The sequence below is a fragment of the Lacticigenium naphthae DSM 19658 genome, assembly GCF_000425865.1.
Lineage (GTDB): Bacteria > Bacillota > Bacilli > Lactobacillales > Carnobacteriaceae_A > Lacticigenium > Lacticigenium naphthae.
On the sequence record NZ_AUEG01000005.1, the window covers coordinates 15198 to 39730 of the forward strand.

General features: G+C 42.0%; 23 protein-coding genes and 1 other annotated feature. Of the genes, 2 read left to right on the forward strand and 21 right to left on the reverse strand.

What is annotated here, in order from left to right:
• Nucleotides 1-4 precede the first annotated feature (4 nt).
• The 4 genes from H626_RS0105885 to pdxS all read right to left on the reverse strand — a co-directional run bounded on the left by H626_RS0105885 (nucleotide 5) and on the right by pdxS (nucleotide 3546).
• Nucleotides 5-697, reverse strand: coding sequence for an ABC transporter ATP-binding protein (locus tag H626_RS0105885; protein ID WP_027108527.1), 693 nt, complete (start codon nucleotides 695-697; stop codon nucleotides 5-7).
• A complete protein-coding gene (locus H626_RS0105890) occupies nucleotides 697-1821 on the reverse strand; it encodes an ABC transporter permease (protein ID WP_027108528.1) in 1125 nt (374 codons plus the stop codon). The genes H626_RS0105885 and H626_RS0105890 overlap by 1 nt, the downstream gene beginning before the upstream one ends.
• Before the next feature lie 256 nt (nucleotides 1822-2077).
• Entirely contained in the window at nucleotides 2078-2653 is a 576-nt protein-coding gene (gene pdxT, locus H626_RS0105895) for a pyridoxal 5'-phosphate synthase glutaminase subunit PdxT (protein WP_035618779.1), read from the reverse strand.
• A gap of 2 nt (nucleotides 2654-2655) precedes the next feature.
• Entirely contained in the window at nucleotides 2656-3546 is an 891-nt protein-coding gene (gene pdxS, locus H626_RS0105900; RefSeq protein WP_027108530.1) for a pyridoxal 5'-phosphate synthase lyase subunit PdxS, read from the reverse strand.
• Between the two features lie 144 nt (nucleotides 3547-3690).
• On the opposite strand from pdxS, the gene H626_RS0105905 reads away from it, so the two are divergent.
• On the forward strand, nucleotides 3691-5085 hold the full coding sequence (locus H626_RS0105905) for an aminotransferase-like domain-containing protein (protein ID WP_027108531.1): 1395 nt from the start codon (nucleotides 3691-3693) through the stop codon (nucleotides 5083-5085).
• A gap of 117 nt (nucleotides 5086-5202) precedes the next feature.
• Here H626_RS0105905 and H626_RS0105910 read toward each other — a convergent pair whose 3' ends face one another.
• The 7 genes from H626_RS0105910 to sufC form a co-directional block, all read right to left on the reverse strand.
• Nucleotides 5203-6003, reverse strand: a complete 801-nt coding sequence (locus H626_RS0105910) for an SDR family NAD(P)-dependent oxidoreductase (protein ID WP_027108532.1) — start codon at nucleotides 6001-6003, stop codon at nucleotides 5203-5205.
• A gap of 396 nt (nucleotides 6004-6399) precedes the next feature.
• Nucleotides 6400-7311, reverse strand: coding sequence for an EamA family transporter (locus H626_RS0105915; RefSeq protein WP_027108533.1), 912 nt, complete (start codon nucleotides 7309-7311; stop codon nucleotides 6400-6402).
• Between the two features lie 410 nt (nucleotides 7312-7721).
• Nucleotides 7722-9116, reverse strand: coding sequence for a Fe-S cluster assembly protein SufB (gene sufB / locus H626_RS0105925; protein ID WP_027108534.1), 1395 nt, complete (start codon nucleotides 9114-9116; stop codon nucleotides 7722-7724).
• Nucleotides 9117-9133: 17 nt separating this feature from the next.
• Nucleotides 9134-9604 carry a Fe-S cluster assembly sulfur transfer protein SufU gene (sufU, locus tag H626_RS0105930; protein WP_027108535.1) on the reverse strand — a complete coding sequence of 157 codons (471 nt, stop codon included), beginning with the start codon at nucleotides 9602-9604 and terminating at the stop codon, nucleotides 9134-9136.
• Nucleotides 9591-10829, reverse strand: coding sequence for a cysteine desulfurase (locus H626_RS0105935; protein ID WP_035618781.1), 1239 nt, complete (start codon nucleotides 10827-10829; stop codon nucleotides 9591-9593). Before H626_RS0105935 ends, sufU begins: the two co-directional genes overlap by 14 nt.
• Nucleotides 10816-12120: a Fe-S cluster assembly protein SufD gene (gene sufD / locus H626_RS0105940; RefSeq protein WP_051237873.1), complete on the reverse strand. Its 1305-nt coding sequence runs from the start codon at nucleotides 12118-12120 to the stop codon at nucleotides 10816-10818. The genes H626_RS0105935 and sufD overlap by 14 nt, the downstream gene beginning before the upstream one ends.
• A 12-nt stretch (nucleotides 12121-12132) precedes the next feature.
• Entirely contained in the window at nucleotides 12133-12903 is a 771-nt protein-coding gene (gene sufC, locus H626_RS0105945) for a Fe-S cluster assembly ATPase SufC (protein WP_027108538.1), read from the reverse strand.
• 276 nt (nucleotides 12904-13179) lie between these two features.
• On the opposite strand from sufC, the gene H626_RS0105950 reads away from it, so the two are divergent.
• Nucleotides 13180-14007 carry an aldo/keto reductase gene (locus H626_RS0105950; RefSeq protein ID WP_027108539.1) on the forward strand — a complete coding sequence of 276 codons (828 nt, stop codon included), beginning with the start codon at nucleotides 13180-13182 and terminating at the stop codon, nucleotides 14005-14007.
• A gap of 894 nt (nucleotides 14008-14901) precedes the next feature.
• On the opposite strand, the gene H626_RS0105955 is transcribed toward H626_RS0105950, so the two are convergent.
• The 10 genes from H626_RS0105955 to H626_RS0105995 all read right to left on the reverse strand — a co-directional run bounded on the left by H626_RS0105955 (nucleotide 14902) and on the right by H626_RS0105995 (nucleotide 24522).
• On the reverse strand, nucleotides 14902-15741 hold the full coding sequence (locus tag H626_RS0105955) for a MetQ/NlpA family ABC transporter substrate-binding protein (protein WP_156883253.1): 840 nt from the start codon (nucleotides 15739-15741) through the stop codon (nucleotides 14902-14904).
• A 24-nt stretch (nucleotides 15742-15765) separates the two neighbouring features.
• Nucleotides 15766-16473, reverse strand: a complete 708-nt coding sequence (locus H626_RS0105960; protein WP_425411626.1) for a methionine ABC transporter permease — start codon at nucleotides 16471-16473, stop codon at nucleotides 15766-15768.
• Nucleotides 16457-17494: a methionine ABC transporter ATP-binding protein gene (locus H626_RS0105965; protein ID WP_027108542.1), complete on the reverse strand. Its 1038-nt coding sequence runs from the start codon at nucleotides 17492-17494 to the stop codon at nucleotides 16457-16459. The genes H626_RS0105960 and H626_RS0105965 overlap by 17 nt, the downstream gene beginning before the upstream one ends.
• Before the next feature lie 60 nt (nucleotides 17495-17554).
• Nucleotides 17555-17813, reverse strand: a binding site (T-box leader).
• Nucleotides 17814-17918: 105 nt separating this feature from the next.
• Complete coding sequence (locus H626_RS0105970) at nucleotides 17919-18284, reverse strand: glycine cleavage system H family protein (RefSeq protein WP_027108543.1); 366 nt, start codon at nucleotides 18282-18284, stop codon at nucleotides 17919-17921.
• A 14-nt stretch (nucleotides 18285-18298) separates the two neighbouring features.
• Complete coding sequence (locus tag H626_RS0105975) at nucleotides 18299-18655, reverse strand: arsenate reductase family protein (RefSeq protein WP_027108544.1); 357 nt, start codon at nucleotides 18653-18655, stop codon at nucleotides 18299-18301.
• Between the two features lie 17 nt (nucleotides 18656-18672).
• A complete protein-coding gene (locus tag H626_RS0105980; RefSeq protein WP_027108545.1) occupies nucleotides 18673-19848 on the reverse strand; it encodes an FtsW/RodA/SpoVE family cell cycle protein in 1176 nt (391 codons plus the stop codon).
• Nucleotides 19849-20204: 356 nt separating this feature from the next.
• On the reverse strand, nucleotides 20205-20900 hold the full coding sequence (locus H626_RS11640) for a cation transporting ATPase C-terminal domain-containing protein (protein ID WP_245570082.1): 696 nt from the start codon (nucleotides 20898-20900) through the stop codon (nucleotides 20205-20207).
• A 12-nt stretch (nucleotides 20901-20912) separates the two neighbouring features.
• Entirely contained in the window at nucleotides 20913-22868 is a 1956-nt protein-coding gene (locus H626_RS10755; protein ID WP_245570083.1) for a cation-translocating P-type ATPase, read from the reverse strand.
• 150 nt (nucleotides 22869-23018) lie between these two features.
• Nucleotides 23019-24026, reverse strand: coding sequence for a YihY/virulence factor BrkB family protein (locus tag H626_RS0105990; protein ID WP_027108546.1), 1008 nt, complete (start codon nucleotides 24024-24026; stop codon nucleotides 23019-23021).
• 262 nt (nucleotides 24027-24288) lie between these two features.
• A complete protein-coding gene (locus tag H626_RS0105995; protein ID WP_027108547.1) occupies nucleotides 24289-24522 on the reverse strand; it encodes a DUF2969 family protein in 234 nt (77 codons plus the stop codon).
• Between the last annotated feature and the right edge of the window lie 11 nt (nucleotides 24523-24533).

Here is a 24533-nt window from a genome sequence, read left to right on the forward strand (position 1 = left end):
TCTGCTAAGCTAGCTGCGTATGGACTTCTTCTGTCAGTACGCCATCTTCGATTCGATAGACTCGATCACAGTAATCTAACATTCTTTCGTCATGCGTTACCATTATAGCTGATTTTCCACGTAATTTGACTTGTTCAGCCATTAGTTGAACCACTTCATGTCCTCGCTTAGTATCTAAGCTAGATGTCGGTTCATCCGCCAGAATGATATCCGGATCATTCATGAAGGCTCGCGCAATAGCGACCCGCTGACGCTCTCCGCCTGAACATTCATTTGGAAATTTGTTTTCTTTATTTTCGAGTCCAAGATCCTTTAACAATTGCAGAGCAAAGGCTCTATCTTCTTTTGAGACAGACCCCTTCATTTTTTTCACGATCAATAATTGATCCACGGCAGTTAAGTACGGTATCAAGTTGGCTGTTTGAAGAATGAATCCAATTTGATTTAAACGCACAGAAGATAATTGTTTCTCATGTAAACTCGTTATATCCTGATTATTGATCAGTACCTGACCTTCAGTCGGTTTCAATAAGGCACCGGCGATACTCAAAAAAGTGCTTTTACCGGAGCCAGAAGGACCGACAATGGCCACAAATTCCCCTGCTTCGACTCGTACAGAAACGTTTTCTAACGCTGTAATTTCAAACTTGTTTTCTATATACTTTTTCGTTACATTTGTTAATTGAATACCTGTCATTATTCTATCCTCCCTAAAGCTGTCAGTGGATCGATTTTAGAGATCCTAGCAACTGAAAACAGTGAACTCAAGACACTGATCACCAGTAAAACCGCACTATAAATGACGACCATATTGGTCTCCAATTGGAACGGCATGGTCTCTGGTAAAGCTAAAACAGTCAGATAAGTCAATCCGATCCCGAGAAGAATACTGATCAATGACAATACAAAGACCTGTGAAACCACAGAGCGCATAATGAACCCGTTGCTTCCTCCAATAGCCTTCAGCACACCAAATTGATGGGTTTTCTGGTTGGTCAATACATAGAAAAACACTCCCAGAATGAAGGCAGAAATGATCATCAAGAACCAGAGCATCATCATTATCGTAGCATTTTCAGCCACATAGCCAGGAATCGCTTTGATCGTTTCTTCTTTTGTTCCGTATTCTATTCCTGAACCAGGTTCACTCAAGGCAGCCATATTCACTTCATCACCTTGTATCGCTATCCCACTCACACTATCTTCTGCTCCATTCGCTAATTCTGGTTCAGAAAAGCGAATGTCACGAAAATCATCTGTTTGCGCGTAGAGAGCTGATTGATGATACAATGTTTTATTTTCTGTAAAGCCAACGATCGTCACTGCTTTATCGGTTCCGCTAAACTCGATTGAATCTCCAATACTATATCCTTCACTTTGTAAAGAAGCATCCGCAATAACTTGAGTTTGTTCACTGGTGTTCCATGTGCTCCCTTCCACTATATCCGGTTGCATAAAGGAATTGGGTTCGATCCCGATCAACACGACATCAGTGATTTTTTCATTTTCGTTTGCTGTTCCTTCTTTGCGTACGGAAGTATTGAACGTGCTGATTTCCGCAGTATCCGTCACGCCCTCTTGTTTTGAAACCTCTTCAGAAAGTGAGCTTGAAATGTTTGATTTTGACAAACTATACTCCGAACCTTCTTCAAATACAATTCCCGTAATATCTGCTTGGCTCACTACACCCGTAGACAATGCGGATAGTCCTGTTCCAAGGCCAGATAAAATAAAGACTAACCACGATATCAATACAATAATAAATCCGATCATGATAAATCGACCTTTTGAATACAGGAGCTCTTTTAAAGCTAATACCATTAATATCCCTCTTTCTTTTTAAAAAATTACTTGCAAAATTAATTGTACACCAAAGTTACACTTGTGTCACTTATTTTTTAGATTGTTTATTTAAAAAGAAAAAAAGAGTTTTTCAAACGATAGCATCCTTTCTTTTTCATCAACAAGTATTGTCGGTTTTCCACTAAAAAAGCCAAAAACATGGAAACTTCCATGTTTTTGGCTTCGTTCAATCTATTAATTCATTGAATATTTTTAAATCATTCCAAAAGATAGATCACTTACCGATTTTATCTAAAAAATAGTTCAAGACTGCATAGTCTTCCGTTAATTCAGGATGGTGAGCAGTCACTAGCACGTTATCTTGTTCTGCAGCGACGATTTTCCCATCAAAGGTAGCTAGGACCTTAACGTCTGGGCCAACAGACTGAATGTAAGGGGCGCGAATAAATACTGCTTCAACTTCCTGATCGATCCCCTCGAAATTTAATGACGTTTCAAAGCTAGCCACTTGTCTTCCGAAACCATTCCGTTCGACTTCCATATCAATAAAACCTAGTCGTAAGTCATCCGTTTTGTGACTTTTGTCCGTGCTGCACAGGATAAGGCCTGCACACGTTCCAAAAATGGCTTTACCTTCTTTATGAAAAGAATGCAGACGATCTTCCAGGCCTTGTTCCCGGATAAGTCGACCGATCGCCGTCGATTCTCCGCCGGGAATGATCAAGCCATCTAAACCTTCTAAATCTTCTGCTTTCTTGACCGATACTGCTTTTACTCCTAATACTTTCAAAGCCAGAAGGTGTTCTCTAACCGCACCCTGTACAGCAAGGACTCCTATAGTTATTGCCATACTTACCAACCTCGTTCCTGCATTCGCTCATCCTGCTGGAGATGACTGATTTCGATCCCTTTCATGGGTTCACCCAAGTCTTTAGAAATTTCAGCCAACAATGCATAGTCTTCATAATTCGTGGTTGCCCGAACGATAGCACGCGCAAATTTTTCCGGTGATTCCGATTTGAAGATGCCCGAACCAACAAACACGCCATCTGCTCCAAGGCTCATCATCAATGCAGCATCAGCCGGTGTAGCTACACCGCCGGCAGCAAAGTTGACAACTGGTAATTTGCCAAGTTCTTTCACTTCTTTCACTAATTCGTATGGCGCACCTATGTCTCTAGCGAATGTCATCAATTCATCGTTTGATTTAGTAGAAAGGACAGAAATTTGGCTATTCACTTTTCTGATGTGACGAACAGCTTCAACGATATTTCCGGTTCCGGGTTCACCTTTCGTGCGAAGCATAGATGCCCCTTCACCGATACGACGTAGAGCTTCCCCTAAATCACGACAGCCACAGACAAATGGAACAACATAATCGGATTTCAATAAATGAAATTCTTCATCGGCCGGAGTCAATACTTCACTCTCATCAATATAATCCACGCCCATCGATTCCAAAATACGTGCTTCAGAAATATGACCGATACGTGCTTTTGCCATGACCGGTATACTGACGGCATTCATGACTTCTTCAATGATTTTAGGATTAGCCATTCGAGCAACTCCGCCAGCTTTCCGTATATCAGATGGCACGCGTTCCAAGGCCATGACCGCAACGGCTCCAGCAGCTTCAGCAATTTTGGCTTGTTCGGCATTGACTACGTCCATGATGACGCCGCCTTTTTGCATTTTAGCCATCCCACGTTTAACTCTTTCGCTTCCAATCGTTCTTTTACTCATAATTATTTCCTCCTGAATGTTCATACTTAACTCACGTTAAGTATACGCATAAGTTAAGTCGTAACCTACATCCAATTGGACCCTAATTAACCCATCCAATTTTGTGTTACACTAAAATAAAATACAGAAGAAAGAGGAAATCTTATGGAAAATTGGATCATCGATCAAGATGGATCTCTGCCCCTTTATCAGAAAATCATGTTTTTAATAGAAGAAAAAATCAAATCTGGAGAATTGATCCCTGGTACCCGTTTGCCTTCTGAAAGAAAATTGGCTGAAGCATTGAACGTGAACCGGTCCACTGTGATCCGGGCCATGGAGGAATTGACGGCTCAAGGTGTGCTCAATAGAAAGAAGGGCAGCGGAACATATGTAAACCCAGATAAATGGGGACTGCAGACAAAGCCCTTGATCAATTGGGGAACTTCACTTACCAATGAAAACTTAAAAAGAAAAAGCGAATACGAACAGGCAGCTGAAAAATTGCGGGCACAAAAATCAGAAAACACCCTGGACCTATCTACTGGTGTCCTCCCTTCTGAATTATTGCCGGCACTTCAGTCACCCAGTTTATCTTGGAAAGAACTCGTCCAGCAGGAAAAAGAACAGACTCCCCGTAATACGGGTATTCACTCTTTAAGAGAAAGTGTCCAGTCGTATCTTAAAATAACGTATCAGATGACTGTTCCGCTAGAGGAAATCATGATCACCTCTGGCACACAAAATGCGTTGTTTCTTATCTCACAAGGACTATTGAAACCAGGAGATGCCGTTGGTATCGAAGCACCCTCCTACTTTTATTCGCTTCGCTTGTTTCAAGCAGCCGGTCTACGTATCATTCCCATATCAATGGATGCGGAAGGGATGACTGTCAATGGATTACAGGAAGCATCTATCAACTATCCACTTAAGATGATCTTTCTCAATCCCATCTTTCAAAACCCGACCGGCTTGGTAATAAGTCCTCAGCGAAAAGCAGAGATCCTAGAATATTGTCTGATGAAACGAATCCCCATCGTTGAGGATGACGCATACGGCGGCTTAACTTTCGACCAGTCAGTCGCCAATTCCCCTTTAAAAAAGATGGATAAGCAGCAACAAGTCATTTATTTAGGTACCTTATCTAAATTCGCCGGGCATCATTTACGCATCGGCTGGATGATCGGTCCAGAGACTATCCTGAAAGAATTGGCAGATATTCGCGTTCAAATCGATTCAGAACTGAGCTTTCTGCCCCAATTTATGGCCGACCATTTTTTACGGACCGAGATGGCCGAGCATCAGGAAAAAATTAAAAACGAATTACGACAAAGAGCCCGCAACCTGGAGCAATGGTTGCGAGCAGAGTTTGGAGATGATATAGAATTTGAGTCTGCTAAGGGAGGCTTTCATCTGTATTGCCATTTTCCCAACAAATCAGAAACAGAAGTTGATGGGATTCTAATGGACTTGCTGCAAAAGAAAATTATCGTTTCAAAAGGACAGAAGTTTGGCGATCAGACGAATGGATTTCGATTGAGTTTTGTGAACTTTAGATAGAAACTTTACATGTACTTATTTATATTCAAACGGGGTTGTCGTGGATCGTTTTTTACTTGGAACAAGTATTCATTTCATTGATGTAGCCAAGAATAATTAGGTCATCTAAGTTATTCTTTAGCGCATAACAGATCCGCCTGAAATTTTGACCGTTTCTCCCACAATGTTTTCCGCAGCATCCGTCAATAAAAAAGCAATCGTATTGGCGACTTCAGTTGAAGTGGTGATGCGTCCAGATGGTATTTTTTCACTTTCGATTTTAAATTGTTCTTTAAAACTATTATTTTCCCGTGTTGCTTTTGAGCGAATAGCGTCCCTTCCCATTTTTGTATCTACGTATCCTGGACAGACAGCATTGACGCGGATATTGTGTCTAATGGCTTCCAAAGCAAACGACTGAGTAAACCCATTTAGTGCAAACTTGGAACCCACATAAGCAGTTCCTCCGTAAGTACCTCTTAGGCCAGACAGAGACGAAATATTGACGATCGCACCTTTTTTATTTTTCTTCATAGACTCATAAATTTGTTGACTCAAAAGAATAGGTACAGTGTAGTTTAACTGCATGATTTTCTCTAACACTTCTTGTGTTAACTCTTCTATTATTCCACCACCACTTATTCCTGCTGAATTGACCAACAGAGAGATAGGTCCCAATTGTTCTTCTGCGAGATGAACTAAACGCTCTCTTTCAGAAGCGATGGTCAAATCCGCCACTACCGCACTAACTTTCGCATTCGGTAGTTGATTTTCAATGTCTTCTTTCAGTTGGTCCAATACAGACCTTTTTCTCCCGGTAACCGTCACAGCTGCTCCCATTGCAGCGAGAACCTTTGCTGTTTCATAACCGATTCCACCAGTAGCTCCTGTAATTAAAGCATGTTTACCCGTAAAAACGTCAGATGAAAAAATAGACATAGTATTCCTCCTAAGTTGTTTACATTATTTATGAACTGGTTGTTCTGGTAAATAAGAACTGCACCTTATGTAGGTAGCAGTTTTGGCAACTTCTACGCCTCCTTTTCACAGCATTACACGATAATCGGTTTACCATGGAAACAAAAGGTCAGCTAAATGTACTTGATAGGTACACAGTAGGTAAAGAGTTATCTAGGATGTTGTATGTCAATGCCGCAGAGTTTCTAAAAGCTGATGAATACACAAACCTAAAATAATGAGCTGACCGAATAAGTGAGCGACCTGCAGTGAAACGGGCACTTGATTAAACATTTCGATTATGCACATCGTCCAATCAAATAAATGTTAGTACGCTCACTTGACCTCCTAAGTGATTAGCATGTTTGAAGTTTACTTTTATATGTTGATCAAAATAAGTGCGATAATAGTCATGACAATGGCTAGCTGATTCTTAGGTGCAATTTTTTCTCTATAAATGAGTAAACCACCTATATTTATTAATACGATACTCCCGGCACTATATATAGGAAAAGCCACTGAGGTCTTCAATGTATCAAGTGACAGAATTAAAAAGTAAGAAGAAAATAAATTCGGAATGCCTACTGCAAAACCAGTAAGTACATCCTTCATTTTTGCTTTCCCCTTTGTATTCACAGTGTATGTAACACTAATTATAAAGGCAACGAAAAATATTGCAAAAAGAAAAACATCTTTATAATCATTTAAGGCATACTTCTGATAAATTTTATTTGAAAATTCTGCCATTCCACCAAAGATAAAAAGAAACAAGAGTGTTGGTTTAAAATCAAATGTTTTGATAGACTTTTTAGACAAATTAATAATAACGATCGATACTAATGATAATAGAATGCCTACCCACTGAATAGAAGTTGGAAATTCTCTCCAAATGATAATCGAAAAAATCATTGGAATAAGTATTCCTAACTTTGCCACTGTCCCAGATATACCTACACCATTATCTTTTACACTTTTTTGATAATAAGTAAACGACAAGAAAAAGAAAACACCTGATATTCCGCCAATAATGATTCCCCAGACAATACTTGAATAGGGTGATAAAATGTGTTGATTGTCTACAAATAATAAGGATACATCCTCTATAAAAGAAGTTTCTCGGATTACTCCATTTAAAAGTCTTCCGTAAATAATCATAATAAAACTCGTGACAAATGCAATAAAATAATTAGCACTTGTAATGACGTATCTATTTGAATCTGTGTTTTCCGTATATTTAAAAATAAGTGCAATTGACGCACTACATAAAATGGCTAAAAATAAATAAACCATAACTCCTCCTTTTAAACTAGCTGAAGCTTCTCGATCTAATTAAATTTGATTGAGAAGTTATTCTGATTTCAAGTATACCATTTGAATTAGTTTGTCGAACAATATAAGTGTCACATTAGATCAGCAACGGAGAAGGTGCTCGGTTCGATAGTAACTTCTTTTTATTTGTACTTTCAAAAGGGAGTTTATTCTGTTTGACGACTTGTTCCAAGATTTTTTTTAGGTAAATCATCCTAACTATTCCCCCTACCATAAAATCATTGTCTTATTGTTTTGATATGTTTAAATATAGATTTCTCTAAACCCCTGAGCTTCATTTGGATTTGCTCTCATCTATAGGATTCATTCTTACTCATCGTCAAAAGAGACCGCAACGTTATATCCAACGTTACGATCTCTTTTACTTATTATTAACCCACTGACCCTTCCATCTCAAAACTGATGAGACGGTTGAGTTCAACGGCGTATTCCATCGGGAGTTCTTTGGTGAAGGGTTCAACGAATCCCATGACGATCATTTCGGTCGCAGTTTCTTCGCTCAATCCACGACTCATCAAGTAATACAATTGCTCTTCAGAAATTTTAGAAACTTTCGCTTCGTGTTCTAAAGAGACGTTTGAGTTGTGGATCTCGTTAAATGGAATGGTATCGGATTTCGATTTGTCGTCCATAATGATGGTGTCGCACTCGATATGAGAAATAGAGCCACCAGAGTTCTTCCCAAAGGTCACTTGTCCACGGTAGTTTACTTCTCCACCATCTTTTGCGATCGACTTGGAGACAATGGAGCTACTTGTGTTGGGCGCATTGTGGATCATTTTTGCACCGGTATCTTGGTTCTGGCCTTCGCCAGCCATGGCGATAGACAACATGGTCCCGCGTGCTCCCGGTCCATTTAAGTGAACACTGGGGTATTTCATAGTTATTTTGGATCCAAGGTTTCCATCGATCCATTCCATGGTTGCGCCAGCTTCTGCGTGTGCACGTTTGGTCACGAGGTTATAGACATTGTCTGACCAGTTTTGAATCGTGGTATAGCGACAATAGGCATCTTTCTTCACAACGATTTCTACTATAGCAGCGTGTAAACTACTAGCAGAAAATGTTGGGGCCGTACAGCCTTCTACGTAATGGACGCTGGCCCCTTCATCGACAACGATCAGTGTACGTTCAAATTGACCCATGCCTTCATCATTGATACGGAAATACATTTGTAACGGCACTTCACATTTCACGCCTTTGGGAACATAGATGAACGTTCCACCAGACCAGACAGAAGAGTTTAAGGCAGCCAATTTGTTATCGGTTGGCGGAACAACTGTCCCGAAATGCTCCTTAAATATTTCTGGGTATTCTTTTAAGGCAGTGTCTGTATCGGTGAAGACGATCCCCAATTTTTCATATTCTTCTTTCATGTTGTGGTACACAACTTCCGATTCGTATTGCGCACCTGAACCGGCTAGATACTGACGTTCGGCTTGTGGGACACCTAACCGTTCAAAGGTTTCTTTGATTTTTTCTGGAACATCTTCCCAGCTGCGTTCTGCACGTTCACTCGATTTCCGGTAATAGGTGATCGCATCGAAATCAATGTCATTTAAATTTGCGCCCCATTGTGGCATCGGGCGTTTCAAATAATGATCATACGCTTTTAACCGGTAATCCAACATCCATTGCGGTTCTTCTTTTCGACCAGAAATGTCCCGAATGATATCTTCGTTTAATCCCTTACCGGTTGTATAAACTGATTCGACTTCATCATGAAATCCATACTGGTATTCTTGCTTTTCTGGTACGTCTGCCATAGTATTTTCTCCCTTCCTTACTCGTCGTGTTTGAGTTGCCCGGCTGTTCCTTGATTATCTTTATCCTGCAAAGCTATTTCTAAAGCTTTCCACGACAAAGTGGCACATTTGATGCGTGCGGGAAATTTGGATACACCGGATAGCATCATCGCATCCCCAAGCGCTTCTTCGTTTTCAACGGCTTTCCCCTGGACGACTTGAGAAAAATCTGCGGCCAGTTTTAAGGCTTCTGCCTCGGTTTTTCCAATGATTGCTTCTGTCATCATACTGGCGCTGGACATGGCGATCGTACAGCCGCTTCCTTCAAAACGCGCATCCTTCACGATTCCGTCTTCTACCAATAATTGAATTTGGATCACGTCTCCACAAGTCGGGTTGTTCAACTCGATCTGTGTCGTTGCCTGATCTAGAACCCCTCGATGACGCGGATTTTTTGAGTGATCTAAAATCACGGCACGGTACAATTGATCTAATTTAGTTAAGGCCATAACTGAAAAACTCCTTCGTTTTTTGAATGGCATCGATGAATTTGTCTGCATCCGCTTGTGTATTGTACACATAGAAACTAGCACGTGCAGTTGCGGCCAAATCCATATAGCGCATCAGTGGTTGGGCACAATGGTGACCCGCGCGAACGGCTACGCCCTCCATATCAAAAGCGGTAGCCACATCATGCGGATGCAGTTCATCTATGTTGAACGAAATGACCCCGGTCCGTAAGCTTGCATCTTTGGGTCCATAGACGGTCACGCCGTCTATGGCTGCAAGTTTGGGTAATAGATAAGCAGCAACGGCTTGTTCCTGGGCAAAGATGTTTTCCATCCCGATCGCTTCCAGGTAATCTATCGCTGCAGCGAGTCCAATGGCTCCTGACATGTTCGGTGTCCCGGCTTCGAATTTCCAGGGCAACTCTTTCCAGGTACTGTCTTGTTCGTAGACAAAATCGATCATTTCGCCGCCGAATTCAACGGGAGCGAGTCGTTCTAGCCACACACGCTTCCCGTACAATACGCCGATTCCTGTAGGAGCCAGCATTTTATGGCCACTAAAGGCATAAAAGTCTGCATCCAATGCTTGGACATCGACTGGCATATGTGGAACAGCCTGAGCACCGTCGACTACCATTACGGCCCCTTTTGCATGTGCCCATTTTGTAAGTTCCTTGATCGGATTGATGACACCCAGTACATTGGACACGTGCGTCAAGGCGACGATTTTAGTCTTTTCAGTGATCTTAGCTTTGGCATCAGCTAGATCCAGTTGTCCATCTTTGGTTAGTTCGATATACACTAATTTTGCTTGTTTGCGCTTGGCTAATTGTTGCCATGGGATGATGTTGGAGTGATGTTCCATATAAGAGATCAGGATTTCATCGCCCGCTTCCACCACGGCATCCCCCAAGGATTGAGCCAACCAGTTCAAACTGGTCGTCGTTCCCCGTGTGAACAACACTTCAGCCGTTTCTTCTGCATGAATGAAGCGGCGTACGGTTTCGCGCGCACCTTCATATTGCTCAGTCGCACGGGCGGCTAGCGTATGCACACCTCGGTGGACATTGGCGTTAGCCGTTTCATAATACTGGACAACCGCATCCAGAACTTGTCTCGGTTTTTGCGTTGTTGCCGCATTGTCTAAATAAACAAGGGGCTCATCATTCACGATTTGACTCAGAATCGGAAAATCTTGCTTCAGTTTTTCCTCATTCACTGTCATGACTTAGCTTCCTTTCGATCGTATCGATCAACTCTTGCCGGCTGGCTTTGATTGGGATCGCTGAGATCACTGCTCCCAGGAATCCTCGAATGACTAACCGTTCGGCCTCTTCTTTAGAAATCCCGCGACTCATCAAGTAATACATTTGTTCTGGATCAACCCGGCCCACACTAGCTGCGTGACCAGCTGTGACATCATTTTCATCGATCAATAAAATCGGATTGGCATCCCCGCGTGCTTTGTCGGAAAGCATCAGTATTCGACTTTCCTGCTGCGCATCGGCACCTACCCCGCCTTTCAAGATATGGCCGATTCCGTTAAACGTCAATGTTGCCCGGTCCAAGATCACACCGTGCTGTAAAATGTGTCCGACACTGTGACGGCCATAATTGGTCACCCGGGTATCTATTCCTTGAATTTGACTCCCAGTACTGATGCTGACAGCCTTGAATTCACTATGCGAACCATCTCCAACTAAGTCAGAATCAAAGTCCGCGATTACATTTCCTTCATTCATCACACCAATTGCCCAATCGATCGTGGCATCTTTCTCCAGATGACCGCGGCGGTTGAAATACGTTGTTGTCTGTACGCCTAATTGATCCACTGCAGAAAACTTCACTTTTGAACCCGGTTTAGCAATGACTTCGACAATGATATTGGCAGCATTTTTTTCGTTGCCGGCCGTTACATATTTTTCTACATAAGAAAATTGACTGTGGGTCTCTGCTAAAACTAACACATGTTTCATGAAACTATCCGTCACTTCGCTGTTTTGAATGAAAATAGCTTCAAAAGGTTCGGAAACGACGACATTTTTAGGTACATATAAGAACAAACCACTGGTCATGAATGCCGTATGAAAGGCAGTCATTTTGTTTTCATCTACTTTAACTGCTTGTTGCATGTATGCTTCCTGCACCAGTTCCGGTACAGTTTGCAAAGCAGTGAATATATCTGTAAAAATTACGCCTTTTTCTTTTAAGTGTTCTGGGAGCTGTTCCACAACGGTTTGATTACCTGTCTGAACGACACGCACCGCTTCCGGATCGTCCTTTACCCATTTGGCAATGGGGGCAGCGAGTGCCGGTTGCTCTGCTTTCAATTGTGGAGCTACCACTAATGGCCACCGGTTGTATTTCACCCGTTCGATCACGGGAAGTTCCAGTGCCTCTATTTTTTCTAAGGCGTCTAAGCGTAGCTGCAACATCCATTCTGGTTCCTGTTTACGCGAAGAAAAGTTTTGCAGCGCTTGGGTGTACACGCCAAATTGATTTGTTTTGACTTCCATGTGTCTGCCTCCTTATTCTTCGATCGTTATCTGTAAGCCTAATTCTTCACTTAAGCCTTTGTAGCCCTCTTCTTCTAGTCGTTTGGCCAGTTCGGCCCCACCTGTTTTGACGACGCGGCCATCCATCATGATATGGACAACGTCGGGGGTGATGTAATTGAGCAAGCGTTGGTAATGAGTGATGATCAATGCACCAAAACCTTCTCCGCGCATGGCATTGACGCCTTTGGAGACGACTTGTAACGCATCGATGTCTAGACCTGAGTCGATCTCATCCAAAATTGCAAAAGTCGGTTCGATCATTAACAACTGCAGGATCTCGTTCCGTTTTTTCTCTCCGCCAGAGAAGCCTTCATTTAAGTACCGCTCTGCCATTTCTTCTGGCATATCTAAGATGCTCATCTTTTCATCCAGTTTTTTTATAAACTTCAAAACGGAAATCTTGTCGTCATCTTCCCTTCGTGCATTGATGGCTGCACGCATGAATTCTGCGTTGGTCACGCCGGCAATTTCACTTGGGTATTGTACAGCTAAAAACAAGCCAGCGCGTGCTCTTTCGTCTACTGCTAATTCAAGTACATTTACTCCATCTAGTAACACTTCTCCTTGTGTGACTTCAAAACTTGGATGGCCCATGATAGCTGCAGCTAAAGTAGATTTACCCGTTCCATTCGGTCCCATGATAGCGTGGATTTCATTGGTCTTCATGGTCAGATCGACGCCTTTTAAAATTTCTTTTCCTTCTATTGAAACATGTAGGTCTTTGACTTCTAATACAGACATGATCATTTTCCTTTCTCATTGAGTAGATTGATAATTTGGTCGTTGTTTACAGTGCCTAAATCCTTAGTCTTTCCTCTTTAATTGTAGTGTAATTGAGAATGTTTCGCAACTAAATCTCCAACCTCTCAGGTAGAACGTTCCTCTTCTCACACGCTTTCTCAAAAGGTATCCTTCCCTTTGCGCCCCCTTGCAAATTAGAGGAGAAACATGTGGAATAATTTCGCTTTTTTCACAAAAAAGGTATACTGAAACCAAAGAAAAAGGAGGAATGAGACTATGAGTTTAACCGAAACAACAACCCTGGCTAATGGAGTAGAAATGCCCCGTTTTGGATTAGGCGTCTGGCAGGCAGAAGACGGAGAAGAAGTGATCCATGCGGTCAAATGGGCTTTGGAAGCTGGTTATCGTGCCATCGATACAGCTGCAGCTTATCAAAATGAAGAGGGCGTCGGCGAAGGGATTCGCCAATCTGGAATCAGTCGCGAAGATCTGTTCATCACGACCAAAGTCGCCAACCGCGATCAAGGATACGATGAAACAATAGCTGCCTTCGATAAAAGTTTAGAGCGTTTGGGAACAGATTATGTAGATCTATACCTGATCCACTGGCCGATCGCCAGTTCTTTCGTAGATACATGGAAAGCCCTTGAAAAGATTTATACAGATGGGCGCGCCAAAGCCATCGGTGTCTGCAATTTCCATCCGCATCATTTGGATACCCTATTAAAATCCGCAGAGATCGTTCCGATGGTCAACCAGATCGAATTGCATCCGTTACTTTCACAAAAAGAAGTACGTGACTACTGTGCTAAAAAGAATATCGCAGTCGAAGCTTATTCTCCACTTGGCAGTGGCGGACTGCTACAAAACAAACAATTGGAAGCCATTGGTGAAAAATACGGGAAATCTGTTGCGCAAGTCTTGTTGCGTTGGGACTGGCAACTCGGCATCATCACGATCCCAAAATCCGTTCACCAAAATCGCATCAAAGAAAATGCCGATATTTTTGATTTTGCCTTAGCCGCTGAAGACATGGCGCTGATCAACGCCATGAACAAAGACGAACGATTTGGCTGGAACCCCAATCGATTTGACGACAAATAAAGAGTGTGAAGGCGACTGTCCTGGCTCGACTGGAAAATAGGGCTGCACAGGACAGAGCATCCTGCACATGGCCAAGCAGCATCTTTTTCCCGAGAGCCAAGGAGCCGCAACTCATTTTCAATCAAAGAGTGAAGCTTTGCGTTAAGAAATGAGGGGGCTGGAGCAGGGCAGAACAAGATTCGCCAGAATCGGTGAAGACGACTGTCCTGGCTCGACTGGAAGGAGGAACTTCCGCGCCACTCAGCTTGTAGAAGCTAAAAAAGTGTCGCAAAAGGAGTCGATTCGCGACAGTGAAACCCGGCAATAGCTCCAAGTGTCCATTACCGGATCGAATCGCGACACTCAAAGAAGAAACACCATCTTAATGGCGCACAAACTATCCAATCAGGTCACTTTGATCGAGTATTGGAAGCTAAGTGTCCAGATAGCAGCACGATCTGGACATTTAGCTTGTTTTTTCTCTAGGAGTGTCCTCTATCAAGTCGAATCACGACACTCAAACAAGAAACACCATCTCAATGGCGCACAAACTATCCAATCGCGTCACTTATTCCACAATCGAAAGCTGAGTGTCCCGAAAGTGTCTCGATTGAGACACTCAGCAACCCAATCTTTCTGAAAAGACCGGAAGGAGGAACTTCCGCGCCACTCAGTTTGTAGAAGCTAAAAAAGTGTCGCAAAAGGAGTCGAATCGCGACAGTGAAACCCGCCAGTAGCTCCAAGTGTCCATTACCGGATCGAATCGCGACACTCAAACAAGAAACACCATCTCAGTGGCCTGCAATCTATCCAATCCGGATGTCGGGTCTGCTTTTTTGAGCACGTTTCAGAAAATTAAGTCCGCAAAAACAAAAAGAGGTTGAGCTAAGTAGCTCAACCTCTTTTTGTTTACCTTTATTCACTAACGGGTACGACTGCGCCATCCCATTGTTCCAAAATAAAGTCTTGTGTTTCCTCAGAACGTAATACTTCTACCAATTTTACAATGCGTTCATCTTCTGCATCCTCAGAACGAACTGCCACGATATTTGCGTAGGGAGATGAACTGCTTTCCAAAGCGATCGCATCATCCAGTGGGCTTAAATCTTGGTCCACGGCGAAGTTTGAGTTGATGAAAATGACATCCCCTTCGTCTTGTTGGTATAAAGTCGTCAATAGAGCTGCATCGTACTCGTATTCAAATTGTAGATCGCGTTCGTTCTCAACGATATCATCAAAACTGGCATCTACTAGATCGACTGATTCATCCACTTTGATCAAGCCGGCTTCTTGTAGGATCCCCAGCACGCGGCCATGATCAGCTACACTGCTACTAGCTAAAATAGTAGCTCCATCAGGCAAATCGCTCAAATTGGTGTGACGCTGAGAATAAGCACCCAGTGGTTCGATATGGATTGCACCAGCGTTGACAAAATCAAAATCATTTTCTTCTACCTGCGCCTCAAAGAATGGAATGTGCTGGAAATAGTTGGCATCGATATCGCCATCGCTTAAAGCCATGTTGGGAATAATATAATCGTTGTACGTCTCGATTTCTAGCTCAATGCCTTCTTCAGCTAAAACAGGCGCCACGAATTCTAGAATTTCCGCATGCGGTACATTTGTTGCTCCGACAGTCAACACTTGATTCTCTTCTGTTTCTGTGGCTGCCTCATCCCCAGAATCGCTATTTCCACAAGCACCCAATACCAATACTGTACTCAAAAACGTTACCCCTACCAATTTTTTCATCATTTTTCCCCCTATATATCTAATTGATTATCTTTTATCTATTTTATTTACGACAATATCTCCAACAAATTGTATAGCAAATACTATGAGTAAAATGACCACCGTTGCTACTAATGTGACGGTCGCCTGGTTGCGTTGGAACCCTTCTAGATAAGCAAGATTTCCCAAACCACCTGCCCCGATCACTCCTGCCATAGCTGTGTAGCCAACTAATGAAATGGCCGTGACCGTTATTCCCGAAACAATCGATGGTAAACTTTCCGGAATATATACTTTCCAAATCATTTCCCATTTGGATGCCCCCATCGCTTCAGCCGCCTCGATGACCCCTTTATCGATCTCGCGTAGGCCCGTTTCAACCAGTCGACCATAAAACGGAGCTGCCGAAAGGATCAATGCCGGCAAACCTGCAGTGGGCCCGGTCATGCTATCTAATATAGCTTTCGTAAACGGGATCAACAACACGATCAATATCAAAAACGGTATGGATCGGAATACATTTACAAAAAAGGAAACAACTTTATACGATCCTCGCGCCCATAACGACTCTTTCCCACGTGATTCGAATAATAGCAATCCGATCAATATACCTAAAATAAATACCGCACTAACGGAAAACGCCGTCATATAAATGGTTTCTTGGGTTGCTTCCCAAACTTTCGGCCAGCGCACTTCTGTGAAGTCTGTATAATCTGCCAGCACGCTTAGGATCATTCCATTATTGAAGGGCATCATTCAACACCTCCACTTCTACTCGGTAAACCCTAAACTCTTTGATAGCTTCTTCTACTGCAGCTTCTTCTCCCAATAACTGGATCGTCAAGGTTCCGATCGGTGTTTCTTGGGTCGATTGCATACTTCCTTGAATAATATTGACGTCTACATTAAATGATCGGCTCACATGAGAAATCACAGGTGCTTGCGCGCTACCTCCATGGAACAATAACCGGATCAATTTTCCTTCAGGATAGGTTTTAAGTAATTCGCGTAAAACTTCATCCGTATCTTCACTATCCGGATCGGAGTCTTGCCGGATGAACCGTTTTGTTGTGGGATGGGCCGGGTGTTTGAACAAGGACAGTACCTCTCCTTCTTCCACGACTTTGCCTCCATCCATCACAGCCATCCGGTGACAAATTTTTCTGACCACATGCATCTCATGCGTGATCATGACGATCGTTAGATTCATCTTTTTATTGATCGAAACCAACAAATCCAATACATCATCGGTCGTCTGGGGGTCTAAGGCACTTGTAGCTTCATCACACAACAATACTTGTGGTTCATTCGCCAAGGCTCTCGCGATCCCCACACGCTGCTTTTGCCCACCGGAGAGTTGTGCTGGGTATGCGTCTTCTCTTCCCTGCAATCCCACTAATTCAATCAGTTCTTTTGCTCTTTTGATCCGTTCTGTTTTTTCCACTTTCGCGATTTCTAGTGGAAAACAAATATTTTCTAGAACAGTTCGACTCCAGAGTAAATTGAAATGCTGGAAAATCATGCCGATGGCTCGTCTCTCTTTCCGTAATGCTTGTCCGCTCATTGTGGAGATGATTTTATCATTCAACGTGACTGTCCCGCTTGTCGGTTTTTCCAACCCATTTAGCATTCGGACCAAGGTACTTTTACCTGCACCGGAGTATCCGACGATGCCGAAAATTTCACCTGACTGGATCGTTAAATTGACAGCATCGACCGCTTTGACCGCTTTGTTTTTACCAGTAAATTCCTTTGACACATCTTTTAAAGTGATCATCCTGTCCATCCTCTCTGAAAATTTGGGTATAAAAAAAGTCCTTTTCAAGTCTATCAACTTAAAAAGGACGAAAGAGGTCTTCCGTGGTTCCACCTTTGTTCGTTGTCTTATCGCTAAAACAACCTCACCCAGTACTTGAACACAAAGTGTATTCGCATACTGCGGCACGTTATCGGGTGCAACCGGGAGGAGTTTGTGTTTCCATTCACTCATCCTGCTCAAAGACCATCTTCCATTTTGATTGTAATACTTCATTTCACCACACTGAAGCTCTCTTTGATTACCCTCTAAAATGTACTCTTCTTTTCAACGCTCATTGTATTTTAATGTTTGTTTAATGTGAATGTAGTTTAGCAAATCTTTGAATCACTTGTCAACTACTTTTTTTAGAATAATCATTTCTTTTTGGACCGCTTCGTTTTCCCTACACTTCAATGGCTGGCATCTCATCTTGTAATGCTTCAAAATCAGCATCCACCACTTCAGTTAATTCCATGATCCAATTATTTTCTGGTTCTGGATCATTCAGTAATTCCGGATTATCCAGGACCTCTTTATGCACACGAATGACCTTCCCAGAAACTGGGGCAGTCAGTTCTGTAACAGCTTTGGCTCCTTCAACACCCATGATCGTTTCATTGGCAGTAATGGTTTCTCGTTCATGAGGCAACTCCGCAAACATGACCTCTCCGATATCATCTTGTGCCTTAGGGGAAAGACCGATAACGACAGTTCCGCCTCTTTTCTCAACCCATAACCCACTTCTTGTAAATTTTTTATTCTCTGACACAGCACGCCACTCCTTTATTTCTTCCAGTTTTTTTCGTATTCCGTTTCTTTAAATCCAATTGTGATTTTATCCTCTTCAACAGCTAACGGTCGTTTGATCAACATTCCATCGCTGCTTAGCCATTCAGCTGCTTCTTCTTTTGACATTGTCGGAAGTTTTTCTTTTAAATTCAATTTCCGATAAGCTTGTCCACTTGTATTGAAGAAAGCTTTCACTGGTTTATCTGTTTTGTCGAAATAAGTAAGTAGCTCCTCTTTAGTTGGAGCCGTTTCTTTTAACGACACGAATGTATAGGCCTGATTTTCTTGTTCCAGCCATTGTTTGGCTTTTTTGCATGTCGTACAGGTAGGATGACAATAGAAAGTAATCATACATTTCCTCCTTTTTATCAATGGAAGTCTTCACCGTCTCCAGAAAACATGTAACTCTTATAATGATACCGCATGGACATAACCAATCCTATCCCCATCATATTTCCAAGTAAAGAAGAACCGCCTTGGGAAATGAACGGTAAAGGGATCCCGGTCAAAGGAAGCAAACCAATATTCATGCCAATATTTTCTAGCACGTGAAAAGCGATCATCATAATGACTCCTGTTGCAATATAGCTATAAAACTCATTTTTGGTTTGAAACACAACATTGATCATCTGATAGATCAATAAAAAGTACAAGAAAATCAGGAATGCTCCACCTAAGAATCCAAAGTTTTCTGCAATTGTTGTGAATATCATATCTGACTCTCTGACCGGCACATAAACTTCAGAAACACCGAACCCTTTTCCAAAAACTTGCCCTGAACCAATCGATTTGATTGCTTGCATCAATTGGTACGAAGCATTGGATGCATCGTGATACGGATCTATCCAAGAATCTATCCGCGCAAACTGGTACGGTTTGAATCCAAACTGCAGCAACAATTCACGATTGTAGACTACCAGAACGAGCAGTCCCACTGCGAAGGTAGCTCCGGTAAGGAAGATGGGCAATAATATTTTCCATTGGATCCCAGAAATCAAAATGATGCCCACCATAATCGCTAAATAAACCAAAGTGGTCCCTAAGTCATTTTGCATAAGAACAAGGCCAATCATGGGTGCTGATAGCAATACGATTTTCCCAAGCAGCAACCAGTCACTCTGGGTTTCGTGTTTTGTATAATGGCTATTGTGCATCGTTACGATGCGGGCAAGTTCCAGAATATAGGCAATTTTGACGACTTCTGAGGGCTGAAACGTCAGTGGACCAATTTTAAACCAACTGCGTGCTCCCGTTCGTAAAGCCGTGGGGCGATCATAAAATAACAAGACGAGGATCAGCAACAGTACTCCTCCTGCATACGCATAGGGAGCTAATTTCCATAATTGTTCCGAATCGAACTGCATGATCACAAATACCGCAACAGCTCCTACAATATACCAGGCGACTTGCATGATCGTTGCCCGAAGACTCCCCGTATCCATTAAATAAGTCGTTGAATAAATAGTCGCGACACTCATCAAACCAAGCAGTAAAACCGATAAAATGATGCCATAGTCTATTTTTGATTGTTTTTCATTGTTCATCCTTTTACTCCTTCAAATATAAAGCTATCCGTTCCCTATTCTAGCATAAAGTACACTCTGAGTAATTATATAAGAAACGCCCGGAAATCGAAAGCCTGTTTCGCAATCTTCCAGAAAAAGTCCCCTTTTTTGTTGTCAGTCAAAACGATCCCGCCCATTTCTTAGATTTTTTTGAAGCTCTGCAATGAAATCTTTCTTCCAGACTTAAGACAATAAGTTTAGCTATTTCAGCAGCTTTTACATTGCCTCCTACGTGCTTTTTTCAACCTATTTAAGTTAGTGAATTGAACGAAAAAACCGTGAATCAAGAGCGCTTCTCTTGGTCCACAGTTTCAATACACTTTTCACGTCTCACCTTATTTATTTCGTCTTATTCGACTGATCGTTTTTTCGATTTCTACAAGTATGAACAGCACTGACCCTATTCCAAATGGGATGCTCCATAATTGCCACTCTACTGCTTCTGTTTTAAATATCGTCTGCATGAAAGGCACATACGTCAAGAAGAGTTGCAATAGAATCAACGTGAACGAAACAGCGAATGCAATTTTGTTATCAAAGAATCCTTTTTTAAATGCAAACCCGTTTTGCGCACGGATATTGAACATATAAAACATGTCTGCGATCGCAATACTATTCACCGTTACCGTGCTTGCAACAAGGACACTGTAGCCATTGTTTATGAGCCAATAATTAGCAAAAACACTGGCTCCTGCTAAAAATATAGCGACATAAACTAAGCGAAATACTTCGTAGCTATCGACTAAGCCCGTTTCTTTCGGACGCGGGGGTCGGTTCATTATATCTGGATCTGCAGGTTCATAAACAAATGCAAAGGAAAGCGTGATAGCCGTCACCATATTGATCCATAAAATTTGAACCGGTCGCATCGGCATCGTTAACCCTAAAAGGATACTGATAAATACGATCAGTCCTAATCCATAACTTGTTGGAAGCAAGAAATCGATCGATTTTTTAATATTCGCATACACCCGCCTGCCTTCGCGGACGGCATTTATGATCGTTTCAAAATCATCATCCGTCAACACCATATCTGCGGCATCTTAGGCAGTTTCGGTTCCTTTTATTCCCATTGAGACCCCAATATCTGCTTTTTTCAATGCGGGGGCATCATTCACACCATCACCCGTCATCGAAATCGTCATGCCTATTTCTTGAAGTGCCGTGACGATTTGAAGCTTATTATCCGGACTCATACGGGCAAATACATTGTGTGTTTTTACAGCTTCTCTCACTTCTTCTTCACTCATCTGGTCCAGCTGTTGCCCACTTAAAGCTCCTTCTCCGTTGGTCAATCCAATTTGTTTCCCAATAGACACTGCAGTGTCTGGATGATCACCTGTAATCATTTTGATTGTGATCCCTGCCTGTTTAGCTTGTTGGACTGCATCGATGACCGCTTCTCTTGGAGGATCGATGATCCCAGCCAATCCGATGAATTCAACTCCCGATTCAACATCTTCAATTTCTAAAGATTCCTCATCAGGATCAACTTCCTTACATGCCACACCAATGACACGCTCTCCTTTAGCTGTCATTTTAGCCATTCTTTCTTGCCAGATGTCACGATCAAAATCGCTCTCTTGTTTTTCTGCTAGAGAGAAAAGTTTATCGGGTGCCCCTTTCAAGAAGATTTGTCGTTTTCCATCGTCCCATTCGATCAAACGTGCAACAAAATTGTAGTCTGTGTCAAAAGGAATCGTATCGATCGTTTGAAAATCCTGCTTATCTTTGTCAACTTTTTTAGCCAACGTCAGAAAGCAAGCATCCGTGGGCTCTCCGTTGATTATCCATTTCCCGTCCTCTTGTGAGAGACTAGAGTCGTTGGCTATCTGTCCACCCCGAATCAATTTATCCAAATCAGGGTGTTCGTCTAATGATACCTCTTTCCCATCCAATTCGATCGTTCCTTCTGGCGCATAGCCTCTACCTGTGACTTTGTAAGTATGCTCAGTCGTCATAATATCTTGGACGGTCATTTCGTTTTTTGTGAGGGTCCCCGTTTTATCAGTATTGATGACATTGACAGCACCCAATGTTTCGACAGAAGGCAAACTTTTTACGATCGCATGTTCTTTAGCCATTTTTTGGACTCCAATAGCCATCGTCATCGACAGGATCGCTGGTAACCCTTCAGGAATAGTCCCTACGACCATCGTAATGACAGCAAGGAACAATTCACCTTGTTCGTAATCGCGAAAGAAATAAGCAAATGCAAATAGAAAAACGCCTAGAATGATCACGGCAATGGAATTCATTTTGGCCACTTTATCGGTTTGTTTCATCAAAGGTGTCTTCGTTTCCCTTACTTCCGCCATCGATTCGCTGATCTGGCCGATCTGTATTTGGTCGCCTATTTCGACAACGATCCCTAACCCGTTTCCTTTGGTCACATTCGTGGATGAAAAAGCCATATTCGTACGATCCCCTAAAACGGTATCCTTTGCTACTGCCTCCGTTTGTTTTTCGACAGATTCCGATTCCCCCGTCAGAGAAGATTCTTGAATTCTCAAATTCCCCGACTGAACGATACGCAAATCTGCCGGGACACTGTCCCCGGCTTCTAGGTAAATAAGATCACCTGGCACGATGGTTTCAGCTTCTACATCCATTCGCTTCCCTTCGCGGATGACAGTTGCATCAATGGACAGCATATTTTGAATGCTTTTGAGCGCTTCTTCTGCTTTACTTTCCTGAAAGAAACCAATCAATGCATTGGCAAAAATCACAACGATAATAACCGCTGCATCAATGTATTGCCCCAATAATAAAGTGATGACTGCCGAAGCGATCAGAATATAAATAACACCACTTCGAAATTGTTTGAGGAATTTCATCCATTTCGATTCGGTATCTTTTTCAGTTAGTTTATTTTTTCCGTAATGTTCCAATCTCTGTTTAGCTTCACTAGATGACAACCCCTCTTTTTGATCGGTTCCCAACTTTTCTATTACCTCTCCGGTTTCTTCATTGAACCATTTTGTTTTTTTCTGACTCATCTCTTTTCCCCCATTTTTCGATCCGCTATTTCCTTCGACCTGTTCCGATTTCCTGTTTGTTGTGTCCAGTATACTGGCTGTAATTTTCTAGTGCAAACTATACACTTAGAGTAAATAAAAAGACTGAAACAATTGTTTCAGTCTTTTTGCTTACTCCTCATTTGTTGCTTCTCGTTCTCTTTCTTTCAAACTATTTACTTTAGTCAGTTTGCGTTGCAGTAAATATGTCTGGTCTTTTGGATACATTTCTTGTCCAGATTCTTCTACTTCCTGTTTTCTCTGCTGACGCTGATTGAATGTGACTGTCGAGTCTCCTGTTTTCCATTCAAAGTGAATCGTGTTGACTACAGCACCTAGCAATACTATTATGCTCGATAAATATAAAAAGAGCATGAGCGCAATGAAGGTTCCAAATGTCGCATTTGTTACAGCGTCTCCTCCAACGAAGTGAAGATAAACAGAAAATAGTTCGGATAACAATATCCACCCTACAGTTGCAAATACTGCACCTGGCAAGGCATATTTTATTTTCAAGTGATGAGAAGGCACAAAGTTATATACAAGTGTAAAAAGTACAATCAATATAACAAGTAGGACAAACCATTTTAAGGATAAAATTTGTTCGATCAACGGAAAATTTATTCCGATCAAATTTTCTACAAACCCTAAAATAGCTTCACCAAAAATAAAGACACCGATGACAATAGCAACGGCTAAGAAAATTAGCCCCATAATAAGAAAGGACATTGCCCGAGCCAACAAGAAATTGTTGGTTTCTTTTGCTCCATATACTTGGTTGAGGACGCGTTTAGTAATGCTGATAATTTTACTAGCAGACCAAAACGAAGTTACTAAACCAATGGAAATAGCCCCCCCACTCCCACTCTCTAAGTAATTGAGAAGGATGGGTTCCAATACATTGTAAATGTCTCCTGGCAAGGCTGCCTGTAAGTAAGGAAGAACTTCCCCTGGGTCGATTGGAAAAAATGGAATAATATTGGCTACGACCAGTAAGATCGGAAATAATGAGAGCAAAATGAAATAGGCCATTTCTGCTGCATTCTGTGTTACTGCAGCACGAGTGAAACTTGCCTGCGAAATTTTAATAAACCGAACTGCCTTATCTTTTTTTGACTGTGTCATTTGCTGTTCAACCATTGCTTCACATCCCATCACCCTTTTCATTTACTATACCATAGAGCTTAAAAAGGATGAAAACGAACGGATTCAAAAATAGACCGTAGTAAGTAGCAAGTGGGCATCTCTTTTGTCTGTGCCGGATTCTTTACTTGAACCAAATAGGAACAAGGTTCATTTTTAAAGATTAAGCATTGCACACCTCAATCTTCTAGAGGACACTTTAACTATCTAAAAAAAGAGACTGAAAGTTTCCTTTCAATCCCTTTAAATAATCATACGATTATTGATGCAAGTTATAATTCATTACAATTTGATGCACAGCTTCTTCGACAGTTGAATAACTCGCCTTTTTCCCAGATGGAAAAATAGCCTCTGCCATCTTATCTGTTTCTTGGTGTACAAGACCGATCGATTGACCTTTGATTTCAATAGATAATTCTGTTACTTCTTCTGAATTCATTTTTGTTTCAACAATTTCGATTTCATTTTCGGATTTTTTATTTCTACGTCCCATTCTTTTCTCCT